This window comes from Kribbella sp. NPDC054772 (assembly GCF_053611945.1).
The window spans coordinates 420721-438170 of sequence record NZ_JBSHBJ010000003.1 but is presented as its reverse complement, the minus strand read 5'-3'; the positions used below and the strand labels follow the sequence as shown (position 1 = coordinate 438170).

The 17450-nt window shown below is 65.5% G+C and carries 10 protein-coding genes and 1 tRNA gene; 7 read left to right on the top strand and 4 right to left on the bottom strand.

The window, feature by feature from the left end; genetic code table 11:
* Position 1: 1 nt before the first annotated feature.
* Positions 2–80: transfer RNA gene (locus ACWGID_RS07590), tRNA-OTHER, on the top strand.
* A gap of 259 nt (positions 81–339) precedes the next feature.
* On the opposite strand, the gene ACWGID_RS07585 is transcribed toward ACWGID_RS07590, so the two are convergent.
* Together ACWGID_RS07585 and ACWGID_RS07580 are read right to left on the bottom strand one after the other, a co-directional pair.
* Positions 340–636 carry a hypothetical protein gene (locus tag ACWGID_RS07585; RefSeq protein WP_452195438.1) on the bottom strand — a complete coding sequence of 99 codons (297 nt, stop codon included), beginning with the start codon at positions 634–636 and terminating at the stop codon, positions 340–342.
* Positions 637–715: 79 nt separating this feature from the next.
* Complete coding sequence (locus ACWGID_RS07580; RefSeq protein ID WP_452195436.1) at positions 716–1963, bottom strand: ROK family protein; 1248 nt, start codon at positions 1961–1963, stop codon at positions 716–718.
* Positions 1964–2156: 193 nt separating this feature from the next.
* On the opposite strand from ACWGID_RS07580, the gene ACWGID_RS07575 reads away from it, so the two are divergent.
* The 5 genes from ACWGID_RS07575 (at position 2157) to ACWGID_RS07555 (ending at position 7040) form a co-directional block, all read left to right on the top strand.
* Positions 2157–3458 carry an ABC transporter substrate-binding protein gene (locus ACWGID_RS07575; protein ID WP_452195434.1) on the top strand — a complete coding sequence of 434 codons (1302 nt, stop codon included), beginning with the start codon at positions 2157–2159 and terminating at the stop codon, positions 3456–3458.
* Between the two features lie 86 nt (positions 3459–3544).
* The gene (locus ACWGID_RS07570) at positions 3545–4441 is read left to right on the top strand and encodes a carbohydrate ABC transporter permease (protein WP_452195432.1); all 897 of its coding nucleotides are present in this window, start codon (positions 3545–3547) and stop codon (positions 4439–4441) included.
* The gene (locus tag ACWGID_RS07565) at positions 4438–5370 is read left to right on the top strand and encodes a carbohydrate ABC transporter permease (protein WP_452195430.1); all 933 of its coding nucleotides are present in this window, start codon (positions 4438–4440) and stop codon (positions 5368–5370) included. The genes ACWGID_RS07570 and ACWGID_RS07565 overlap by 4 nt, the downstream gene beginning before the upstream one ends.
* Positions 5351–6643, top strand: a complete 1293-nt coding sequence (locus ACWGID_RS07560) for a Gfo/Idh/MocA family protein (RefSeq protein WP_452195429.1) — start codon at positions 5351–5353, stop codon at positions 6641–6643. The genes ACWGID_RS07565 and ACWGID_RS07560 overlap by 20 nt, the downstream gene beginning before the upstream one ends.
* Before the next feature lie 139 nt (positions 6644–6782).
* A complete protein-coding gene (locus ACWGID_RS07555) occupies positions 6783–7040 on the top strand; it encodes a hypothetical protein (protein ID WP_452195427.1) in 258 nt (85 codons plus the stop codon).
* 188 nt (positions 7041–7228) lie between these two features.
* On the opposite strand, the gene ACWGID_RS07550 is transcribed toward ACWGID_RS07555, so the two are convergent.
* Both ACWGID_RS07550 and ACWGID_RS07545 read right to left on the bottom strand, forming a co-directional pair.
* Positions 7229–12019 carry a DUF7402 domain-containing protein gene (locus tag ACWGID_RS07550; protein WP_452195425.1) on the bottom strand — a complete coding sequence of 1597 codons (4791 nt, stop codon included), beginning with the start codon at positions 12017–12019 and terminating at the stop codon, positions 7229–7231.
* 187 nt (positions 12020–12206) lie between these two features.
* Positions 12207–13253 carry an enolase C-terminal domain-like protein gene (locus tag ACWGID_RS07545; RefSeq protein ID WP_452195423.1) on the bottom strand — a complete coding sequence of 349 codons (1047 nt, stop codon included), beginning with the start codon at positions 13251–13253 and terminating at the stop codon, positions 12207–12209.
* A gap of 242 nt (positions 13254–13495) precedes the next feature.
* Here ACWGID_RS07545 and ACWGID_RS07540 point away from each other — a divergent pair, with 242 nt between their 5' ends.
* Positions 13496–17338, top strand: coding sequence for a discoidin domain-containing protein (locus ACWGID_RS07540; RefSeq protein WP_452195422.1), 3843 nt, complete (start codon positions 13496–13498; stop codon positions 17336–17338).
* Positions 17339–17450 lie beyond the last annotated feature (112 nt).

Below are 17450 nucleotides of genomic sequence, written 5' to 3'. Positions count from 1 at the left end.
GGCGTCGCGCATCATCGGCAAACGGTGATCAGCCTCAGCTGGAATTCAGCGGGTTCGGGGTTCGAGTCCCTGGCGGCGCACAACAGCCCAGGTCACCAAGGTGTCCTGGGCTTCTTCATGTCTGTAGGTCGACCTTTTGCCAGAACCGATCGTCAAGGCGAATCCGGACCGCCAACCTGCGACCTTCATCTGATCGTGACTGTGCGTCACATCACATCTGTTCGCATCGTTCCCGAGATCCCAAGTTCTCCGCGGTGTGCACCGTTGAGCAGCCAACCGTCATCCCGGTTGGAGGCATAGATGTCCAGACCGCCACTACGGCCGCCGAGCAAGCCTTGCTCAAGAAGTTTCGGGACCGGACCAGGACCAGTCAGTCCGGCGAGCGGCTTCGGCCGCGGCGTACTCGCGGCCGGCCTGGTCGGTGCGGGTCCGGAGCTCGGTACGGCGCCGCTTGGCGGCGGCTGCGGTCTGCGGGCGCGTGGTGGCCTTACGTGCTCGTGGGGTGATGGCTTGTGGGGTGGCGGGTTGGGTGCTGCGTACGACGCGGGGTTTGACGGGTGCGAGTTGGGCGGGTTCGCCGTACTCGTCGACGACCCCGAATCCGACGTGCCGCAGGGCGCTGGTGAGCTCCCGCACCGTGCGGCCGTCACCGGCGTCTTTGGCCTGTTGGCGACCCGGTTGCGGGCTTTGGTGAACTCCTCGGGTGGCGCACAGATCATCCGGCCTCTTCAGCAGTTCGTCCACGGGTGAAGGGATTCGAGAACAGCATCTCCTCGAACTCGTTGAGGGCGAGACGCACCGCTCCCACGGCGGCCGCGCTCTCGCCCAGAGGTGAGACGACGACGCGCGGTTCGAACATGCACACGCGGGCGAGTCTCGAGCGGATCGCCTCCGCCGCGATGTCACCGGCGACGACCACGCCACCGCCGACGACCACCACCTCGGGATCGACGGTGATCACGAGGCCTTCGATGGCCTCGGCGAACTCGTCCGCGAAGTCGACGACCGCCTTGCGGGCGTCGGCCTCTCCTCGCTGTGCCGACTCGAAGACTGTCAGCGGATCGATCCCGAGCATTTCGTCGCGCGGGAGTTTGTCGACTCGTACCCCGGTGAAGCTCACGAGCTTGCGGTAGGCATCGACCAGCCGGCGCCCGGACTCCGGCGGAATCTCCCCCGCGGCCCCGTGATGCCCCAGCGGTGAGACCCCATCGATGAGGTACGACGATCCGATGCGTCGCCCCACGTGGAGGTACACGGCACTGCTGCAGCCCACAGCTGCGCCGGTCCAGTACTCGGCGAGGACAGCAGCGCGCATGTCGTTCGCGACACGGACCGGGACGGGGACGAACGCTCCCAGCATCTCGGCGATACTGCGCCCCTCCATCTGCGGGATGGTGGAGCGCACCACCTGACCGTCGGCGCGCGCGATGCCGACCGTCGCAGCGGCCGCGGCGAGGATCTGTGCAGGACCCCGATCGGCAAGGCGTAGCGCTTCGGTGATCGTGGTGCGTGCCCCAGCGCTGCGCTCCGCCGCGCTCGCGCCGTCAGCCACGGGATAGTCCGCGCGCCCGATCACTCGTCCCGCCAGATCCGACACGAGCGCTCGCACCCAATGCCGGGCGAGATCGACCCCGACCACACATCCGGCCTGGGAGTCGAACGTTATCGTCCGAGCGGGACGGCCGGCCGAACGACGGCCGGGCGCCGCCGGCTTCGGTGCCGCGGCAACCAGCCACCCGTGCTCGACCAGAGCGTCCACCACGTCCTCGGCGGTCGGACGCGAGATACCTACCGTCTGCGCGATCTCGGTCACCGTGTACCGGTCGCCCGCGGTGACCTCGCCAGATCCGGCCGCACCGCTCGCCTGCGCGGCGTAGAGCAGCCGCAGCACGGCGGCGACGTTCAGCTTCCGCAGCGCGGAGGGGTCCCCCGCGTGCCCGCCACCGACACGTTTGATCGACATAACCAATCTCATTTCTGAATCGCCCAAGCGCTCACGATCGCCCAAGGATAGAGGAAAGAGCGAAGGGTTGACAGCACCTCAGGCCGTTGCCAGACTACTTCAACCGCCCATTATTAAACTTTTTTGGATAATCGTCGCGCAATGTGTCGCGCCGACGGGCACGCCGCAACCCCACTCAAGAAATGAGACATCCGTGCGTACACAACGGCGTAGAACGCGGTACCTGGTCCTGGGCACCCTTGCCGCGGCTGCCATCGCACTCACCGGCTGCACGGCCGGCGCACCTGCCTCGTCCGATTCCGGCGGCGACGTCACGCTGACGTTCCTCGTCTCGGAGTCACCGAACCTGACCCCGCAGTACTGGGACGCCGCCATCGCCCGGGCGTCGAAGGCAGTCCCCGGCGTCAAGATCAAGAAGGTCGTCGGCGAGAACACCCCGGCGTACGCACAGCAACTGTTCGCGTCCGGGCAAGCACCCGACATCTTTGCCGCCGGCATCGCGAATGGCCTTGCGCAGAAGGGCAAACTCGCCGAGTACAAGCGCGACGAGCTGGAAGCCGCCGGCATCACCGACTTCAGCTCGGGCACCATCAACGGCAAGTTCTACGGCATCCCCACCGGCGCGCAGGCGATTCCGCTCGTCTACTACAACAAGGACCTCTTCACGAAGGCCGGTATCAGCGGACCGCCGAAGACCTACGCGGAGCTGCTCGAGGACTGCACGAAGCTGAAGGCCGCCGGCATCTCCCCGTTCGAGATCGGGGGTGGCGGCAAGGACACCTGGGCGACGTCGTTCGCGCTCAACGCCACCGTCTCGGCCGATGTCCTCGTCGCCGATCCGGCCTGGTTCCTCAAGCGCGAGAAGGACGAGGTGAAGTTCAGCGATCCGGCGTTCGTCGGCGCCGCGGAGAAGGTCGCGAAGCTCATGAAGAACGGTTTCACCGACCCGGACGGCATGACCCGCACCTACGCCGACCTCGAGCAGGCTTTCCTCGCCGGCAAGGCGGCGATGTATCCGATGGGATCGTGGTTCACCGCCGCGGCTGACGGCAAGAAGCAGACCAACATCGGCGTGTTCGGCTGGCCAGGCGACAACGGCAAGCTGGCGTACCCGGTCGTGACGGGCGCGGGCATGAACGTGAACGCGAGTTCGAAGAACGTCGATCTCGCCAAGAAATGGGCACTGGCGTTCGCGACCGACAAGCAGAACCTGGACTCCTCGGTGACGACCGACGGCGCGATCGTGACGGTGAAGGACTACACGATCCCCGCCGGCGTGGGGGCGCTCTACAAGGAGATGGCAACCGGCTACGACGCGGCCGTCGCCGCGAAGGCGACCGTCCCCGCGTGGGGGAACATCACCGGCGACGGCGCGCTCCCGCCGGGCTTCAGCGACAAGATGATCGCGGCGAACGTCGACCTTCTCACGGGCAAGACAACGCCCGAGAAGTTCGCGAAGTACCTCGACGACCAGTACGCCGCCGCCCAGAAGTAGGCGCAGCCCGCCTCGGGACGGGACGGACTCCGACCGGAGCCGTCCCGTCCCGTCCCGAACGAGATCATCGAGAGGCGAGGACCGCCATGAACACACATCCGAAGCGCAGGAAGATCATGCGCGATCCGCTCCACTTCCTCTTGTTCGCGCTGCCCGGCGCCGCGCTCTACGCGGTGTTCGTGCTCTGGCCGCTGCTGGTCGCGTTCGGGTCGAGCCTCACGAACGAAGACACCTACCGGGTCACCACCTCGTTCGTGTGGCTCGACAACTACGCGCGGCTGCTCTCCGATCCGGCCTACCTGCAGACCTTGGGCAACACCGTGATCCTCACGATCATCTGCATCGTCGTGCCGAACGCGATCGGGCTCGGGATCGCGATCCTCCTCGACCGGAGCGGATGGGTCTTCAACGCGATGCGAGCGGTGTTCTTCGTGCCGGTCATCCTCTCGTCCGTCGTCGTGGCGGTGATCTGGCAGCTGATGCTGAAGGACGACGGCCTGATCAACTCGGCCCTGCACTCCTTCATGCCCCATCCACCGGGCTGGCTGTCCGATCCCTCTCTCGCTCTCTACAGCGTCGGTGCGATCGTCGCGTGGCAGTCCGTCGGTGTGTGCGTGGTGTTGTACCTCGCGGGCCTGCAGAGCGTTCCCAAGGAGCTCCTGGAAGCGGCAGCCATCGACGGCGCCGGTCCCGTGCGTCAGTTCAGGGCAGTGACCTGGCCGCTGCTGGCGCCTTCGGTCACCATCATGACCGTGCTGTCGATGATCGGTGGCTTCAAGATCTACGACCAGGTGAAGGTGATGACCAACGGCGGACCCGGCGTCGGCACGACATCGACCCTCGCGTTCGACGTCGTCCACACCGGCCTCGACGCAGGCGCTGTGGGGTACGCCGCCGCCAAAGCCGCCGTGATGTTCCTCATCATCGCCGTGATCTCGCTGTTCTCGATCCGGCTGATGCGCAAGCGGGAGGTGGACCTGTGATCATCGAAGAGTCGCCCGATGTCGTCGAAGGCACGGCGAAGGGCACGGCGAAAGGCACCCCGGACCACGCTCGCCGCCGCAGGAATCGTCGGCGCGGTGTGCAGACAAGCGGTGCCGGACCGGTTCGCACAGGTGTCGCGCTGGTCGTGACCGCGATCTTCATCTACCCCATATACCTGGTCGTGCTGAACGCGTTCAAGACGCAGGACGACATCTACAAGTATCCCGGGCTTCCGGTGCTACCGCTCACGGTGCAGAACTTCATCGACGTGTTCACGCGTCCCGACGCGCTGTTCTGGACCGGCCTGATCAACAGCGTCCAGATCACCCTGATCGGCACCGTCGTCTCCACCGTCGTCGCCGCCATGATGGCGCACTACATGGTGCGGTCGTCCAGCTGGTTCGCGAAGCTGATGTGGATCACCATCCCACTCGGGCTGATGATCCCTCAGGCGACGACCCTGTTGCCGCTGCTGCACATGCTGCGGGACTTCGGGCTGATCGGCTCGGTGTTCGGCCTGATCATCGTGTACGTCGCGGGGAACCTGCCCTTCGGGGTGCTGGTCTTCACGGGGTTCATGCGGACCATCCCGAAGGGGATCGAGGAGGCTGCCGCAATCGACGGCGCGGGTCCCGTCCGCACGTTCTGGGCGATAGTGTTCCCGCTGCTGCGGCCGGCAGGAGCAAGCGTCGTCATCTTCCTCGCGGTCGGGCTGTGGAACGACTTCATCACTCCACTGATCATCCTCGGACCGGCCAGCGGAAGCACGGTCACGGTCGGCATGTACCGCCAGATCAGCGAGCACGTGTCCAACTACGGAGCCGTGTTCGCCTACATGGTGCTCGCGACGATCCCGATCGTCATCCTGTTCGTCTTCTTGCAGAAGTACTTCGTGAAAGGTCTGCTCAGTGGTGCAGCAAAGGGATGACACCGTTGCCGGCAGCACGCGGGACATTCGGCTGGCCGTGGTCGGCGCCGGAATGCGCGGGCATGCGTACGCGACGGAGGCCGCCGGGCTTCCGGGCGTCGAGGTCGTCGCGGTCGCCGACCGGAACCCGACGACGCTCGACCGCTTCGCCGGCCGCTTCCCGGACGCGCAGACGTTCGACGACTGGCGCGACCTCGCCGCGCTACCGCGGCTCGCCGATGCGGTCATCGTGGCGCTGCCCGACGAGCATCACCGCGACGCGAGCGTAGCCTTCGCCGAGGCGGGCTACCACATCCTCCTGGAGAAGCCGATCGCGACCAGTCCGGAGGACTGCGACGACATCGAGAACGCAGCGAAGGCGAACGGCGTCAGCATCACCGTGTGCCATGTCCTGCGGTACACGGCGTACACGAAGCAGTTGCGCAGGCTCCTCGATGCCGGCGCCATCGGCGAGGTCATGCAGATCGAGCACCTCGAGCCGATCGGCCACCTCCACTTCGCGCACTCGTTCGTCCGCGGGAACTGGGCGAGTTCCGCCACCAGCCACAGCCTGCTGCTCGCGAAGTCGTGCCACGACATCGACTGGCTGCTGTACATCATGGGACGTCCGGTGCAACGGGTCACGTCCTTCGGCTCGCTTGGGTACTTCCGCCCCGAATCGCAGCCGTCCGGTGCGTCCGAGCGCTGCGTGACCTGTGCGGTGGAGTCCTCGTGCGCGTACTCCGCGGTGCGGTTCTATCGCAGCGGCCTGAACAACCCCGGCTCCGCGGAGGAGTACAACGCTCTGGTCATGGCTGGTGAGGTAACACCGGAGGCCATCGACCGTGCTCTGGAGACCGGTCCGTGGGGCCGGTGCGCGTACCTCTGCGACAACGACGTGGTCGACCACCAGACTGTGCAGCTCGAGTTCAGCGACGGGCGCCTCGCGAGCTTCAGCCTCGCGGCCTTCACCGAAGGCAGCAACCGCAGGACCCGCCTGTTCGGCACTGCCGGACAGATCACCGGCGACGGGCGGACGATCAGCGTCTATGACTTCCGCACGCTCCGGACGACCGTGTACGACACCGACGAACTCGGCTTCGATGCCGCAGCGGGTCACGGCGGCGGCGACCGGCAACTGGTCGAGACGTTCGTCGCAGCGCTCCGCGACGACTCCCCCGATCGTCTCAGCACGAGTATTGCCGAGAGCATGGCCAGTCACCGCGTGGTGTTCGCCGCCGAGCACGCCCGCCGCACAGGCAGCGTCGTATCCCTGGCTCCTACCCTCGCGTGACCAGCTCCTGTCGCCCCGGGCATTCGGGGGGAGCAATGATCGCAACCGGACGCCCCCAGCCGGCCTGTAGACGGAGCCTGGCATCTGCCCTCAGGCTGCCGATGCCAGGCTGCTGCGTCACGAGGACCGGCCACCCAGGTTGACTGCCGGATCGCCGGTCAGCCGCCGGCGGGTGCTGGTCGCAGCAATCATCCACCCCGGTGGTGCGTCGCCGGGTGGCCTTGTCGACCACGGCCGCCGCGACAAGGCCACCCAGTTGTCGATCGGTGCGACGCACAGCCACGGCTTACGTGATCGGCGGACGTCGGTGCGGCTGGAATCCGCAGCGCAGGCTCGGCGCGCGAGGAGGTTCGCAGAGCTGTCCGATGAGCGTCTGGTCTTTGGGTCGGCCGGGTAGCTCGATCGTCCGCGGACGCCAACAGAGGCGTCTGCGGTGGCGGGAGCAGTCGCCGCATCGGGGTAGGTCGGCGTCAGGTCGAGCTCTCCGAACCTCAGGAGTTGAGCGTGACGCGCTGCGGGCCGAGGCGCGTGTACTGCCGCGGCCGGCAGTACACGCGCCCAATCCCCGGTGTTACCTTGCGATCGTCAGCGGTCCACGACGTTGATGACGGCGAGCGGCTTGACCGGCGTTCCCGCGACCGTGCCGGTCACTGTGAACCACCCTGGCTTCGCGACCTGGTCCGGGGCGACCGGGTCCCAGGTCACGTCGACCGGGGTGGAAGTGCCGTCGCTGTAGACCGCGTTGGTCTGTACCGGCAGCACCGGGAGCACGCCGGGCTTGGTATCGACCGCAACCGGCTTGAAGTCCACGATCGCCTTCGCCTTCGGCGCCGTGTACACACCGAACTCGGCCAGCCCGCATTCCGCTCCGCTCGGGTTGTAGTAGACGTTGTCGGGATCGATCGTGAACTTCACCCAACTGGTCGTCACCGGAGCGTCGAGCTTCACGATGTTGTCCGGCTGTCCGTCCCACTGGATGCCGGTCACCCGCTTGCTGCCGCCGTCCCATTCCAGGAGGCCGGCCACGATCTGGTTGACCTCGTGGCCACGGTCTACGAGGTTCACATGGTCGATCGTGACCGGAGCCGGGAACTGCAGCTTGATCCACGGGCTGCGGTCGGTCTGCTTGGCTGCCCAGGACGTCGCCTTGCTGCCGTCCGTCGCCTTCGGCCCCAGGTAACGGTCGTCCTGATCGTTGCCGTCCGGTACGCCGCTCCGGTCGCGGACCGAGGAAACGGTGACGCTTGCCGTACTCGCGATGTTGTCGCCGAGCGCGGTGAGTGCGACCGGGTTCGATTCGACCGGTACGCCGTCCAGAGTCACGACCGCCTTCGCAGTGGCCTGGAACGCGCTGGCGATCGGATCCTTCAGCACGATCGTGTTACTGCCCGGCACCGCTTGGAGCCGGCTGTCGCTGAGGACGTACTCGGTCTTGGCCTGCGACAGGTTCGCCTTCTCGCCGGTGTTGAGCGTTCCCCCGATCGTGCCGATCGTCGGCTCGTTCACCTTCACCGAACTGTTGCTCAGCGCAAGCTTCACCTGCTTCAGGAACGTCGGGAAGGACATCCGTCCCGACGCATCCACAGCTGCGTAGAAGTAGTCCTCGGCCCGGTACCCGCCCAGCTCCGCCGCCACAGTGACCCGTGCCTTCCCGGCCGTGCCGGACGACAGGACCCGATCGGCGCCCACAGCCACGACGGCAGGGTTGTCGCTGGTGACCCTCAGGTCCGCGCCCCGCAGGTCGAGAGGTGCTCCTAGGAAGGACGAGCCCTTGACATCGACCGTCGCCGTACGGCCGTCCGTTCCGGCCTGAGGCTGAAGCTTGATGCTGCCGAGGGCGGTCAGGTCCCGCAGTGAGTACACCCGGACATCCAGTACGTCGACCGGACTGCCACCTTGCCCGCCGCCGGGGAACGAGACCCGGACATAGCGGGCACGCACGCTCGGCCTGGTGGGATCGACCGGGTAGTTGTAGTAAAGGCCGTCCTGCTCCCAGCCGTAAAGCGTCGTGTCGCTTCCGGGTACGGCCAGTGTGTTCCGGGCGGTCGGCAGGCCGCCGCCGGACACGGTGTTCGTCTCGTTGCCGGCGGTCCAGTGCTCGCCGTCCTCGCTGTACTCGATCTTCACCTTCTTCGGCACGTTGTAGTACGTGACGTTGTCCGCGTTCGGCATGTGGTGGTTGAAGTAGACGTTCACCCGTGACAGGTCCTGCATCTTGCCGAGGTCGTAGGTGATGGCCGCGTTGTCGTCACCCGCCGGCGCCGACCACTTGGCCAGGTTCCCGCCAGTCCGGTCGTTGATCACCCCGTCGGACAAGAGCTTGGCGTGCGCACTGTCGGCGGTCACCTTCGGCGTGATGCCCGCGGCAACGTCGGCGTCGGGGAGCAACGTGAGATAGTTCCGCGTCGAGGTGTACGTCTTCCCGTCTACGATGACGTCGGCCCAGTAGCTGTACATCGTCGGCGCCGACACCTTGCCGGTGAACCGCATCTCCTTGCCAGCAACAACGAACGGTGACTGGTCGGCCGGGATCTCCGTGACCGTGATCTTGCCCGCGGAGTTGTCCCGACGGCCGTCCACGGTCGCGTAGTGGAACTTGACGTTCGACGCGTCGAGGATGTCGACGTCGCCCCCCTTGCGGGTGTAGCCCTTGAACGCCACCGGGATGTCCCTGTCGGTGCCGAACTGCCCCCAGAACTGCGCGCCGTCCGTCAGCAGGTTCACGCCAACCAGCGGAAGCGCCGCGGAGATCGCCCGGTTCCGGACCTCGACCGGGTAGCTGTCCGTCATCACCTGCGGGCGGTTGACGCCGTCGTCGTACGTCGCGGTCACGGTGATGGCCGTCGAACCGTCGCGATGAGCCCGGACCACGCCGGTCGACGCGCTGACCGTTGCCACGCGCGGGTTACTGGTCGTGTACTTGAGCTTCGCAGGCGCGAACACGTTGGTGTAGTTGTTCATGTAGCTCTCAGCCCGCAACTGGAGGCTGTCCGGCTCGGTCTGACTGCTGAAGAGCTTGACGCTCGTCATCTTGTACTTCCGGACCGGGCTGGCGGTCTGGATCTTGATGATGGTGTCGATGGGATCGGTCGTTACATCGGAGGTGTCGATCGTGACGTAGTACCTGCCGTTCGACGTCTCCGTGGTGAACGGGAGCGAGCTGCCATGGTTCAGCCACTGGACCTTCTGGACCGGGTAGTCGAACGGGCCGATGTGGCTCATCGTGGTCTGCCCGGTGAAGCCGACCTTTGCAGTGCCCCCGATCTGGTTCCTCACCATGTGCATGTACACGTACTGGTCGCGGGACATCGCGTAACCCCACTCGGGACCCTGGCCGTGGGCGATCGCCTTCTGCGGGTCGGTGTACCAGCCGGGCTGCAGTGTGTAGTCCATGGTGTACGGCGTCGTACCGTACAGCGACTCCCGCAGATCGGGCCCACCCCCATTGTCGATCCACTTCACAATCGACGAGCGCATGTCCGAGAGTTGCTGCGAGGAGATCGGGACCATCGAGAAGATGTTGGTGTTGTCCAGGTTGCTGCTCAGGTTGTCCATGCCGCGGCTCACGGTGATGGAGGAGTCGTAGTTCATCACATAACCGTGGCCGTACTGGTTGATCAGTTCTTTGGTCGCCTCGGCCCAGTCGTCGCGTTCGTTACCCTTGGCGTACTGCGTCCAGACGTCGAGTGCGGTCGTGTACGGGTCGTTCCACTCCTCGTGGGCGACCTTCCGGCCTTGCGGCTTGATTCCGGTGATCCAGCCACCGTCGGTGTACGGCTCGCTGTTCCAGAACGGGCGCTCGTGCAGTGTGATGTCCTGGTCGCCGGTCTGCGCGTTCGGGTTGGCGTCGACCAGCACCCGGTCGTTGTAGTTCCGCGCGGAGCTCCAGGCGACGTCCGGGTTCGAGTAGCTCTCGGGTCCGCCGTCGGCGAAGACGTACCAGGGGTTGTACCGCGCCACCAGGTTCTGGATATCGCTCTCGAGGATCTGGGAGCCTTCGTACAGTGAGGAAACGTAGACGCCGAACTTCAGGCCGTAACGCTCGGCGGCTTGCTTGGCCTGCTCGACACGGTCTTTGACGTGCCAACTGCCGTCCGCGGACTGGTACAGGGCGTTGTACTTGTAGAGTTTGTTGGAGTTGTCCGGGGTCAGGTTCGCGTTCGGCGAGGGCCAGAAGTAGATGGTGTTCTGCAGGCTCTCGGTCGAGAGCATGGTCATGCCCATCTCTTTGGCGGTCTGCGCCCACTCGTCGTAGTTGAAGTTCGGGTCGTACAGGTTCGGCATCGTTCCGGTCGTGTGGGACAGCGCGGCCATCTTGCCGTCGATGAACCAGTTGACCGGGTTCGTCTTGACGGTGATGGTGTACAGCTTCGTCGTCGTGGCGCCGTTCGCGTCGGTCGCCTTCACCGTGAAGGTGTAGTCCTTGCGAGAGCCACCATCGGCACCCTTGGCAACCGTGCCCTCGATGTGGCCGTCCGACGCCAGCGTCAGACCGGGCGGCAACTGACCGTCCGCGACGGTCCAGGTGTAGCCAGGGCTTCCGCCGCCCGCTTGGAAGGTGAACGGCGCCGCTTGCGGGGCGATACTCGATGTGTTCCGGTTCCCGTCGATCGTGGCGACCATGCCCACATACGGGTTCTCGTCGTACGCGTACGGCAGCGTGTTCGACGGATAGTCGTTGGCCGGAACATCCGCGTTCCGCATGGCGAATGCCTTCCGGTCGACGTCCAGGCCTTCGGTCACGATGCTGAGCCGGTTGTCCGCGGTATTCGGCCCGGTGACGGAGTAGGTGAGGCCGGCTACGACGTTGCCGCCGCCGTCGCTGATCCGCGTGTAGAAGCCAAGGAAGTTCTTGTTCTTACCGGGGTTCTTGTGCTGGATCTCGATGACCAGCTTGTTCCATCCCTGGTTCAGCTGAATCGGGTACTTCGTGCCGTCCTTGCTGATCCGGCTCGCGACCTGCGCCTGCTGCCCGACCGCGGCATCGTTGGCCAGCAGCCGGTAGAGGCCAGATCCCCCGACCTGCCACTGCACGCTCTGCGCGGTGGGGCTGTAGACGTAGGTCGCGGCCGCCACCCACTTGTCGAGCGTCGACTGCCCTTGCTTGACGTCGAAGTAGCCCATCAGGTCGTTGTAGTCGTCGTAGTTCCGGTTGAAGATCCGGTCGTCGAAGTACTGCCAGCCGGACGTGTCCTTGCCGATCGCGTCCGAATCGGCGTAGGGCCCGGACACCACCCATTGGTTCAGGTAGGGCGCGGTTCCTCCCGTCTGCGCCGCCTGTGCTTGCGGTTGGGCGAGCACGCTCGCACCGGCCGCCAGCGCAACCGCGGTCAGGGCCGCGAGTACGCCGTACCGGATCCTCCGTAACCCCTTCATGGGTGCCTCCACCTTCGAATCGGTCGTGACTAGGAACCGGAACCTGGTGTCGTCGTCGAACCACATCGGGAAGTTCGTGTTCCCCACGGTGTTGTGCAGAGCCGATACAGATGCCGTCGTCCGGTTCGACGACGCGGACCGGCCTCGGGCAGCGACCGGCCCCGTCGATGGCCAGCCGTGGAAGCCCTCACCATCGGTCCTCCCTCTGGTAGCCGATACCGGGCTCTGTAGGAGCGCGCACCAGGCCGTCCGGTCCGACGGCCGGTTCGCGAACGATCGGGTTGGTGTGGACGAGGGACTCGTAGTACGAGGTGTTCGGAATGGCCATGCAGAGGTGGGCGTTGACGATGTCGGATCCGTGCACCTCGGCGCGGAGCTGGAAGCTGTCGGCGAGGTGCGCGATCCGCATCGCGCCGGTAATGCCGCCCTTGTACTGTGCGCTGGTCCGGACGTAGCCCGCCGTACCGGCGGTGATGAAGTCCGCGACGTTCATGTGCGCGCCGTCGGAGGTCTCGGCGACCAGCAGCGGTACGTCGACGCGCTCGGCGAGGCGGCGATACGCGGTGACGCCGAACTCACGCATCGGCTCCTCGTACCAGGTATATCCGACCTCGGACAGGGCCCTTCCGACGTACACGGCGTCAGTGAGATCGAAGCCTGCGGAGCCGTCGTACATCAGCGGGACGTCGTCGCCGACATGGGCGCGCAGTTTGTGGCACAGGTCCGCGTCGGCGCGCGCGTCGCCCCAGGCATGCAGCTTGATCGCCTTGTACCCGGCCTCGAGGCACTGGTCGGCGATGTCGAGATACTCCTCCACCGACCCGAACGTCACCGTGCTCGCGTATGCCGGGATCGCGTCCCGGAAGGTACCGAGGAGCTGGTGAACCGGGAGGCCTGCCGCCTTTCCGGCGAGGTCCCACAACGCGATATCGACCAGGCCGAGCGCGTAGATCGGAAGCTCCTCGATCCGGTCCAGCTCCCACAGGCGATGCCACAACAGCTCCCGCCAGAGGGGGTCGCCGCCGATCAGGTCCGCCCGGATCCGGCGCTCGACGAGGTCGGCGACGATGCGCCCGCGGCGAGTCCGCGCCTCGCCCGTCAGTCCCTCGTCGGTGTGGATCCGCAGGATGCCGCCGACGACCGGTCCCTCCGATCCCGGCAGCCCGGCACGCCACCGGAACGGCGGCTGCGCCGGCAGGTCGACCAGGTCCAGGGTCACGTCTGTGATTCGCATGTCGTCCTTCAGATCGGGAAGAGCGGTACCCGCCACGCTGGATGCTTCTGATCTATTTGGTCAGCGCTCGGTCATTAGAGCAGATCCATAGGGTTGACGCAACGCATCGCCGTGGACATACTCAGTCCACTTCGAACGCCTACTGCAGCGACGATGCGACGGCTGATCAAGAAGTCCATCGCTAGACCGGGACCCCAATCACCTCACAAAGAATCAGATCTATTCTGTCTAGGAGATCGATAGTGAGACGTAGAAGAACCACCGCGCTGGCAGCCCTCGCGGCGATACTCGCCGCCTCATTCCTCGTCGTACCGCCCAAATTGACGGCGTATGCGCAGCAGGCGACCGGCGGCGCTCCGTTCATCAACTCGTGGCTGGTGTCGGGTCCGTTCGACGCGCCGGTGGCCGACAAGGTGTACGAGTGCGAGGTCCCGGAGCAGGTCAACTACGCCCAGCGTGCATCGTCGATCACGGCGTCTTCGTCAACGCTGACAGTGAACCCCGTGTCCAATCTGGTCGACGGAAGCACCAGCAAGCAGTGGGTGACGGAGAACGACTCGAGTCCGTGGGTGAACTTCAGTTGGAACACCCCGATCTCGCTGAACGAAGTACGCATCGCGCAGTGGGGCGACGGCCGGCACGTGAACAACTGGTACCAACTCACGTTCACCCTCGCGGATGGAAGCTCCATCGAATCGGGTCGGCTGAACAGCACCTCGTCCAGCCCGTCATCGCCGACGATGTACTCCGCCGATCCCGGGCTCACGGACGTGGTCGGGATGAAGATCGAGATCGACAAGGGACGTACGCCGTACCCGTCGATCACCGGGATCTCCGAGGTCGAGGTCTACAACCGGCCGGTGCCGGTCGACGGGAAGACGCCGATCACGCCTCAGTTGGGCGCGGCCTTCGGCGCCCGGAGTGAGCACCACAACTGGGAGTACTTCGACGATCGGCTCTACAACCGCAACTACGACGACTACCAGGACCTGTACGGGTACTACGCGGTCAAGAAGGGCGTCGACACCCGGAACAAGTACGTCTACGCGAGTACCTACGTCTACAGCCCGGCGGCCGAGGACGCGTACTTCGACGTCGGCGCCAGCGGGTCGTATCGGGTCTACGTGAACGACCGCTGCATGACGCCGCCGAGCACCCCGGTCGAAGTACAGAAGGACCTCACCAAACAAGCGGTCCACCTGCAACAAGGCTGGAACAAGCTGCTGCTCCAGATCAAGCACACCTACACCGAAGACGTGAACGCGAACGGCGTGCCGATCGCCAAGGATCAGAACGTCGCCTACCTCGGGTTCTACGGAAGGGTCGCCGATCAGAACGGCAACGCGGTCGGCGGACTGACGAGCTCGGTCGCCGGGCCGGCATCCACGCTCCAGATCGTCTCGGGCAGCCTGTCGACCGGCGACCCACTCAAGATCCCGTTCCCACGGAACAACATGCCGACCGGTTACCGGGAATGGCCGTACGTGTGGAACAAGTCCACGTCGACGGCGAACCACGGGGTCGCAGCGTCGGCGTTCCAGTTCATGGCCGGCGGGGGCGCCCCGGGTTACAGCTGGAAGATCGTCGACGGCCAGCTGCCGGACGGACTGGAACTCAACCCTGACGGCACGATCGCGGACGGCCTCGTCAACGGAAAGGCCGACCTCAACAGCACGAAGGGCATCATCAGCGGTACCGCGCCGACGGGCGACTACGACTTCACCGTCCAGGTCACCGACAGCGCCGGCGCGACGGCGACGAAGACGTTCACCACCGCGGTGCAGGAACGCCCGAACAAGTGGTTCGAGCAGGGCCGGGTCAGCGCCCTGACGCACGCCACGCCGACGTACAACTACTTCGTCGACCCCAACTACTCGGTCGATCTCTGGGCCGCGAGAGCGAAACGCGAAGGACACTCCCTGGTTTCGGTCGAGGCACTGCAACAGAACTACTTCTGGCCGTCGAAGTTCGCCGACCCGAAGCACATCAGGCAGCTCTACCTGCCCAAGGACGCCAACGGTCAGGTGGTCGACGGCTTGAAGCAGTACGAGCAAGCTGTGAAGCGGTACGGGATGAAGTTCGGGTTGTACTACGCGACCGAGGGCGGCGGCCTGCAGCACTACTCGACCGATGTGTTCGTGCAGAACGTCGAAGACTTGATCGGTCGCTACGACCCGGCATACCTGTACTTCGACGGTCCGCAGGCGATGCCCAACGCGAACTACGACGTCATGTACAGCGCCGTCCGCGACCACAGCAACGACATCGTCATCGACTCGAACGCCTGGGGCGAGGAGTACGGCGACCCCGACCTGCGTACCGGTGAGGCGTCCGGCATCTACTCCAACGCCGCCCCGAATCACCTGGTGAAGCGGACCCCGATGGAGCCGTGGAAGATGATTCGCACGAAGAATCAAGTGTCGCCGTACTACGGCCAGCGCGACGACTTCCGGCAGGTCGCCCAAGAGATGATCATGAACGCGGGGCGCGGGTACGTCGACAACAACGACCAGACCGTGATCGACAGTCGCGGCCCCAACTGGGACTCCCCCACCGAGATCGCCACCAGATACCCGAAGGGCGTGCAGGAGTTCATCGACGTCCGGGAGAACCTGGCCGATTGGTTCGCGCCTGCCGGCCTCCCGGAGCGGCACGAAGCCACCACCGGTACGACGCCGTACTTCCTGGCGGGCTACGGCTATCCGGACGACGGTCGCGGCAACTACGACAAGTTCGCCTTCCCGAACAGCACGACCGGGCCACGGTGGGGATACGCGACCGCGCGCGACAACGACATCTACCTCCATGTCCTCAAGGGACCGGACAACAAGGTGGGCTTCGACGCGATCCCCGGCCGGACACTCACCATCAGCCCGGTCAAGGACCGGGTGACGTCGGTGATCTGGCTCAACCGGAATATCCCGGTCACCTCGTTCAGCCAGACCGGCGACAGCCTGACGATCAACCTCGCCGGAGTCCAGGAGGACCCGATCGACACGATCGTCAAGATCGTCACCGACAACCCGGCGCGGACGTACAAGCTCACGAACGTCGTCGCCACCGGCGAACGACTCTCACCACGGGTCCTGCGGATCCTCCCCAAGGGTTACATGACGTACCCGGCCCTGAAGGCCAACCTCTCAGCGGTCCGCTACACGAGTGCGGCTCCCGGCATCGCGAAGGTGGAGCCCTCCGGAGTCGTGACCGGTGTCTCGAACGGCACCACCACGATCACGGTCACAGGTACTCACGAGGGCGTCACCAAGTCGGACACCTTGAAGGTGTCGGTCAAGGACGGCGTGGCCTCGGTCGGCGAGGACATGATCGGCGCGTCCCTGCTGGTCGGCGGCAAGGAGGCGTACGGCGAGTTCGGCCTGAACGGCGGGCTCTCGTACCAGCTCGAGGGCCGTTCCGCGAAGGGCGGCGCGATCGGGCTCGACGCTGCTCGGATCACCTGGCGCGGTGGGATCGTCGATCTTGCCGGCGGCAACAACTACACACCCGTCGCGATCAAGGAAGGCGGCTTCACGTTCACGAAGAACAAGATCGTCACACCTCCGGTCGACAGCCTCACCAGAGGAGTCGTGTGGGCAGAGGTCACGCTCAATGGCAAGACCGTCACCACCAACCGGGTCTTCCTCGACCTGCAGCCGTACCGAAACCTCGCGAAGACGGCACAGATCACTGCAGGCACCGACCAGACCGGTGTGGACACGCTGATCGACGGAAAGACCATCGATGCGACGCATTTCGACAGCCTCAAATGGTCCGCTCCGACCGGCACACCCACCTGGATCCAGTTCGAACTACCGGCGACGTCCGAGCTGTCGAATCTCCAACTGACCTTCAACACGCAGGATCAGCGATACCTGAACACGCCGAAAACGATGACGATCCAGACCAGCGTCGACGGCGTGACCTGGAACGACGTCAGCACCGTCAACGGGCCGACCGGCAAGGCCTACTTCGGTGTCTACAACCAGTACCCGTTGAACGTGCGGGGCAAGTATGTCCGGCTGACGTTCGACGGAGCCGCGAACGGTACGGCGATCGACCTGCTCGAGGCGTCCATCAACGGTAAGTAGGTTTGCGTCGGGGGGGGGGGGGGGGGGGGGGCCCCCCCCCCCCCCCAGTCACCAGGGGCGGTGGGGGGGGGGCAAGCGGGGGGGGGTGTGGGCCCGGGAAAGCGCCCCCCGC

What these genes read in the sequence shown, in the direction of transcription:
- ACWGID_RS07545 (WP_452195423.1), bottom strand. Translation starts at nt 13,253, where the DNA reads ATGCGAATCACAGACGTGACCCTGGACCTGGTCGACCTGCCGGCGCAG.
- ACWGID_RS07550 (WP_452195425.1), bottom strand. Translation starts at nt 12,019, where the DNA reads ATGAAGGGGTTACGGAGGATCCGGTACGGCGTACTCGCGGCCCTGACC.
- ACWGID_RS07570 (WP_452195432.1), top strand. Translation starts at nt 3,545, where the DNA reads ATGAACACACATCCGAAGCGCAGGAAGATCATGCGCGATCCGCTCCAC.
- ACWGID_RS07580 (WP_452195436.1), bottom strand. Translation starts at nt 1,963, where the DNA reads ATGTCGATCAAACGTGTCGGTGGCGGGCACGCGGGGGACCCCTCCGCG.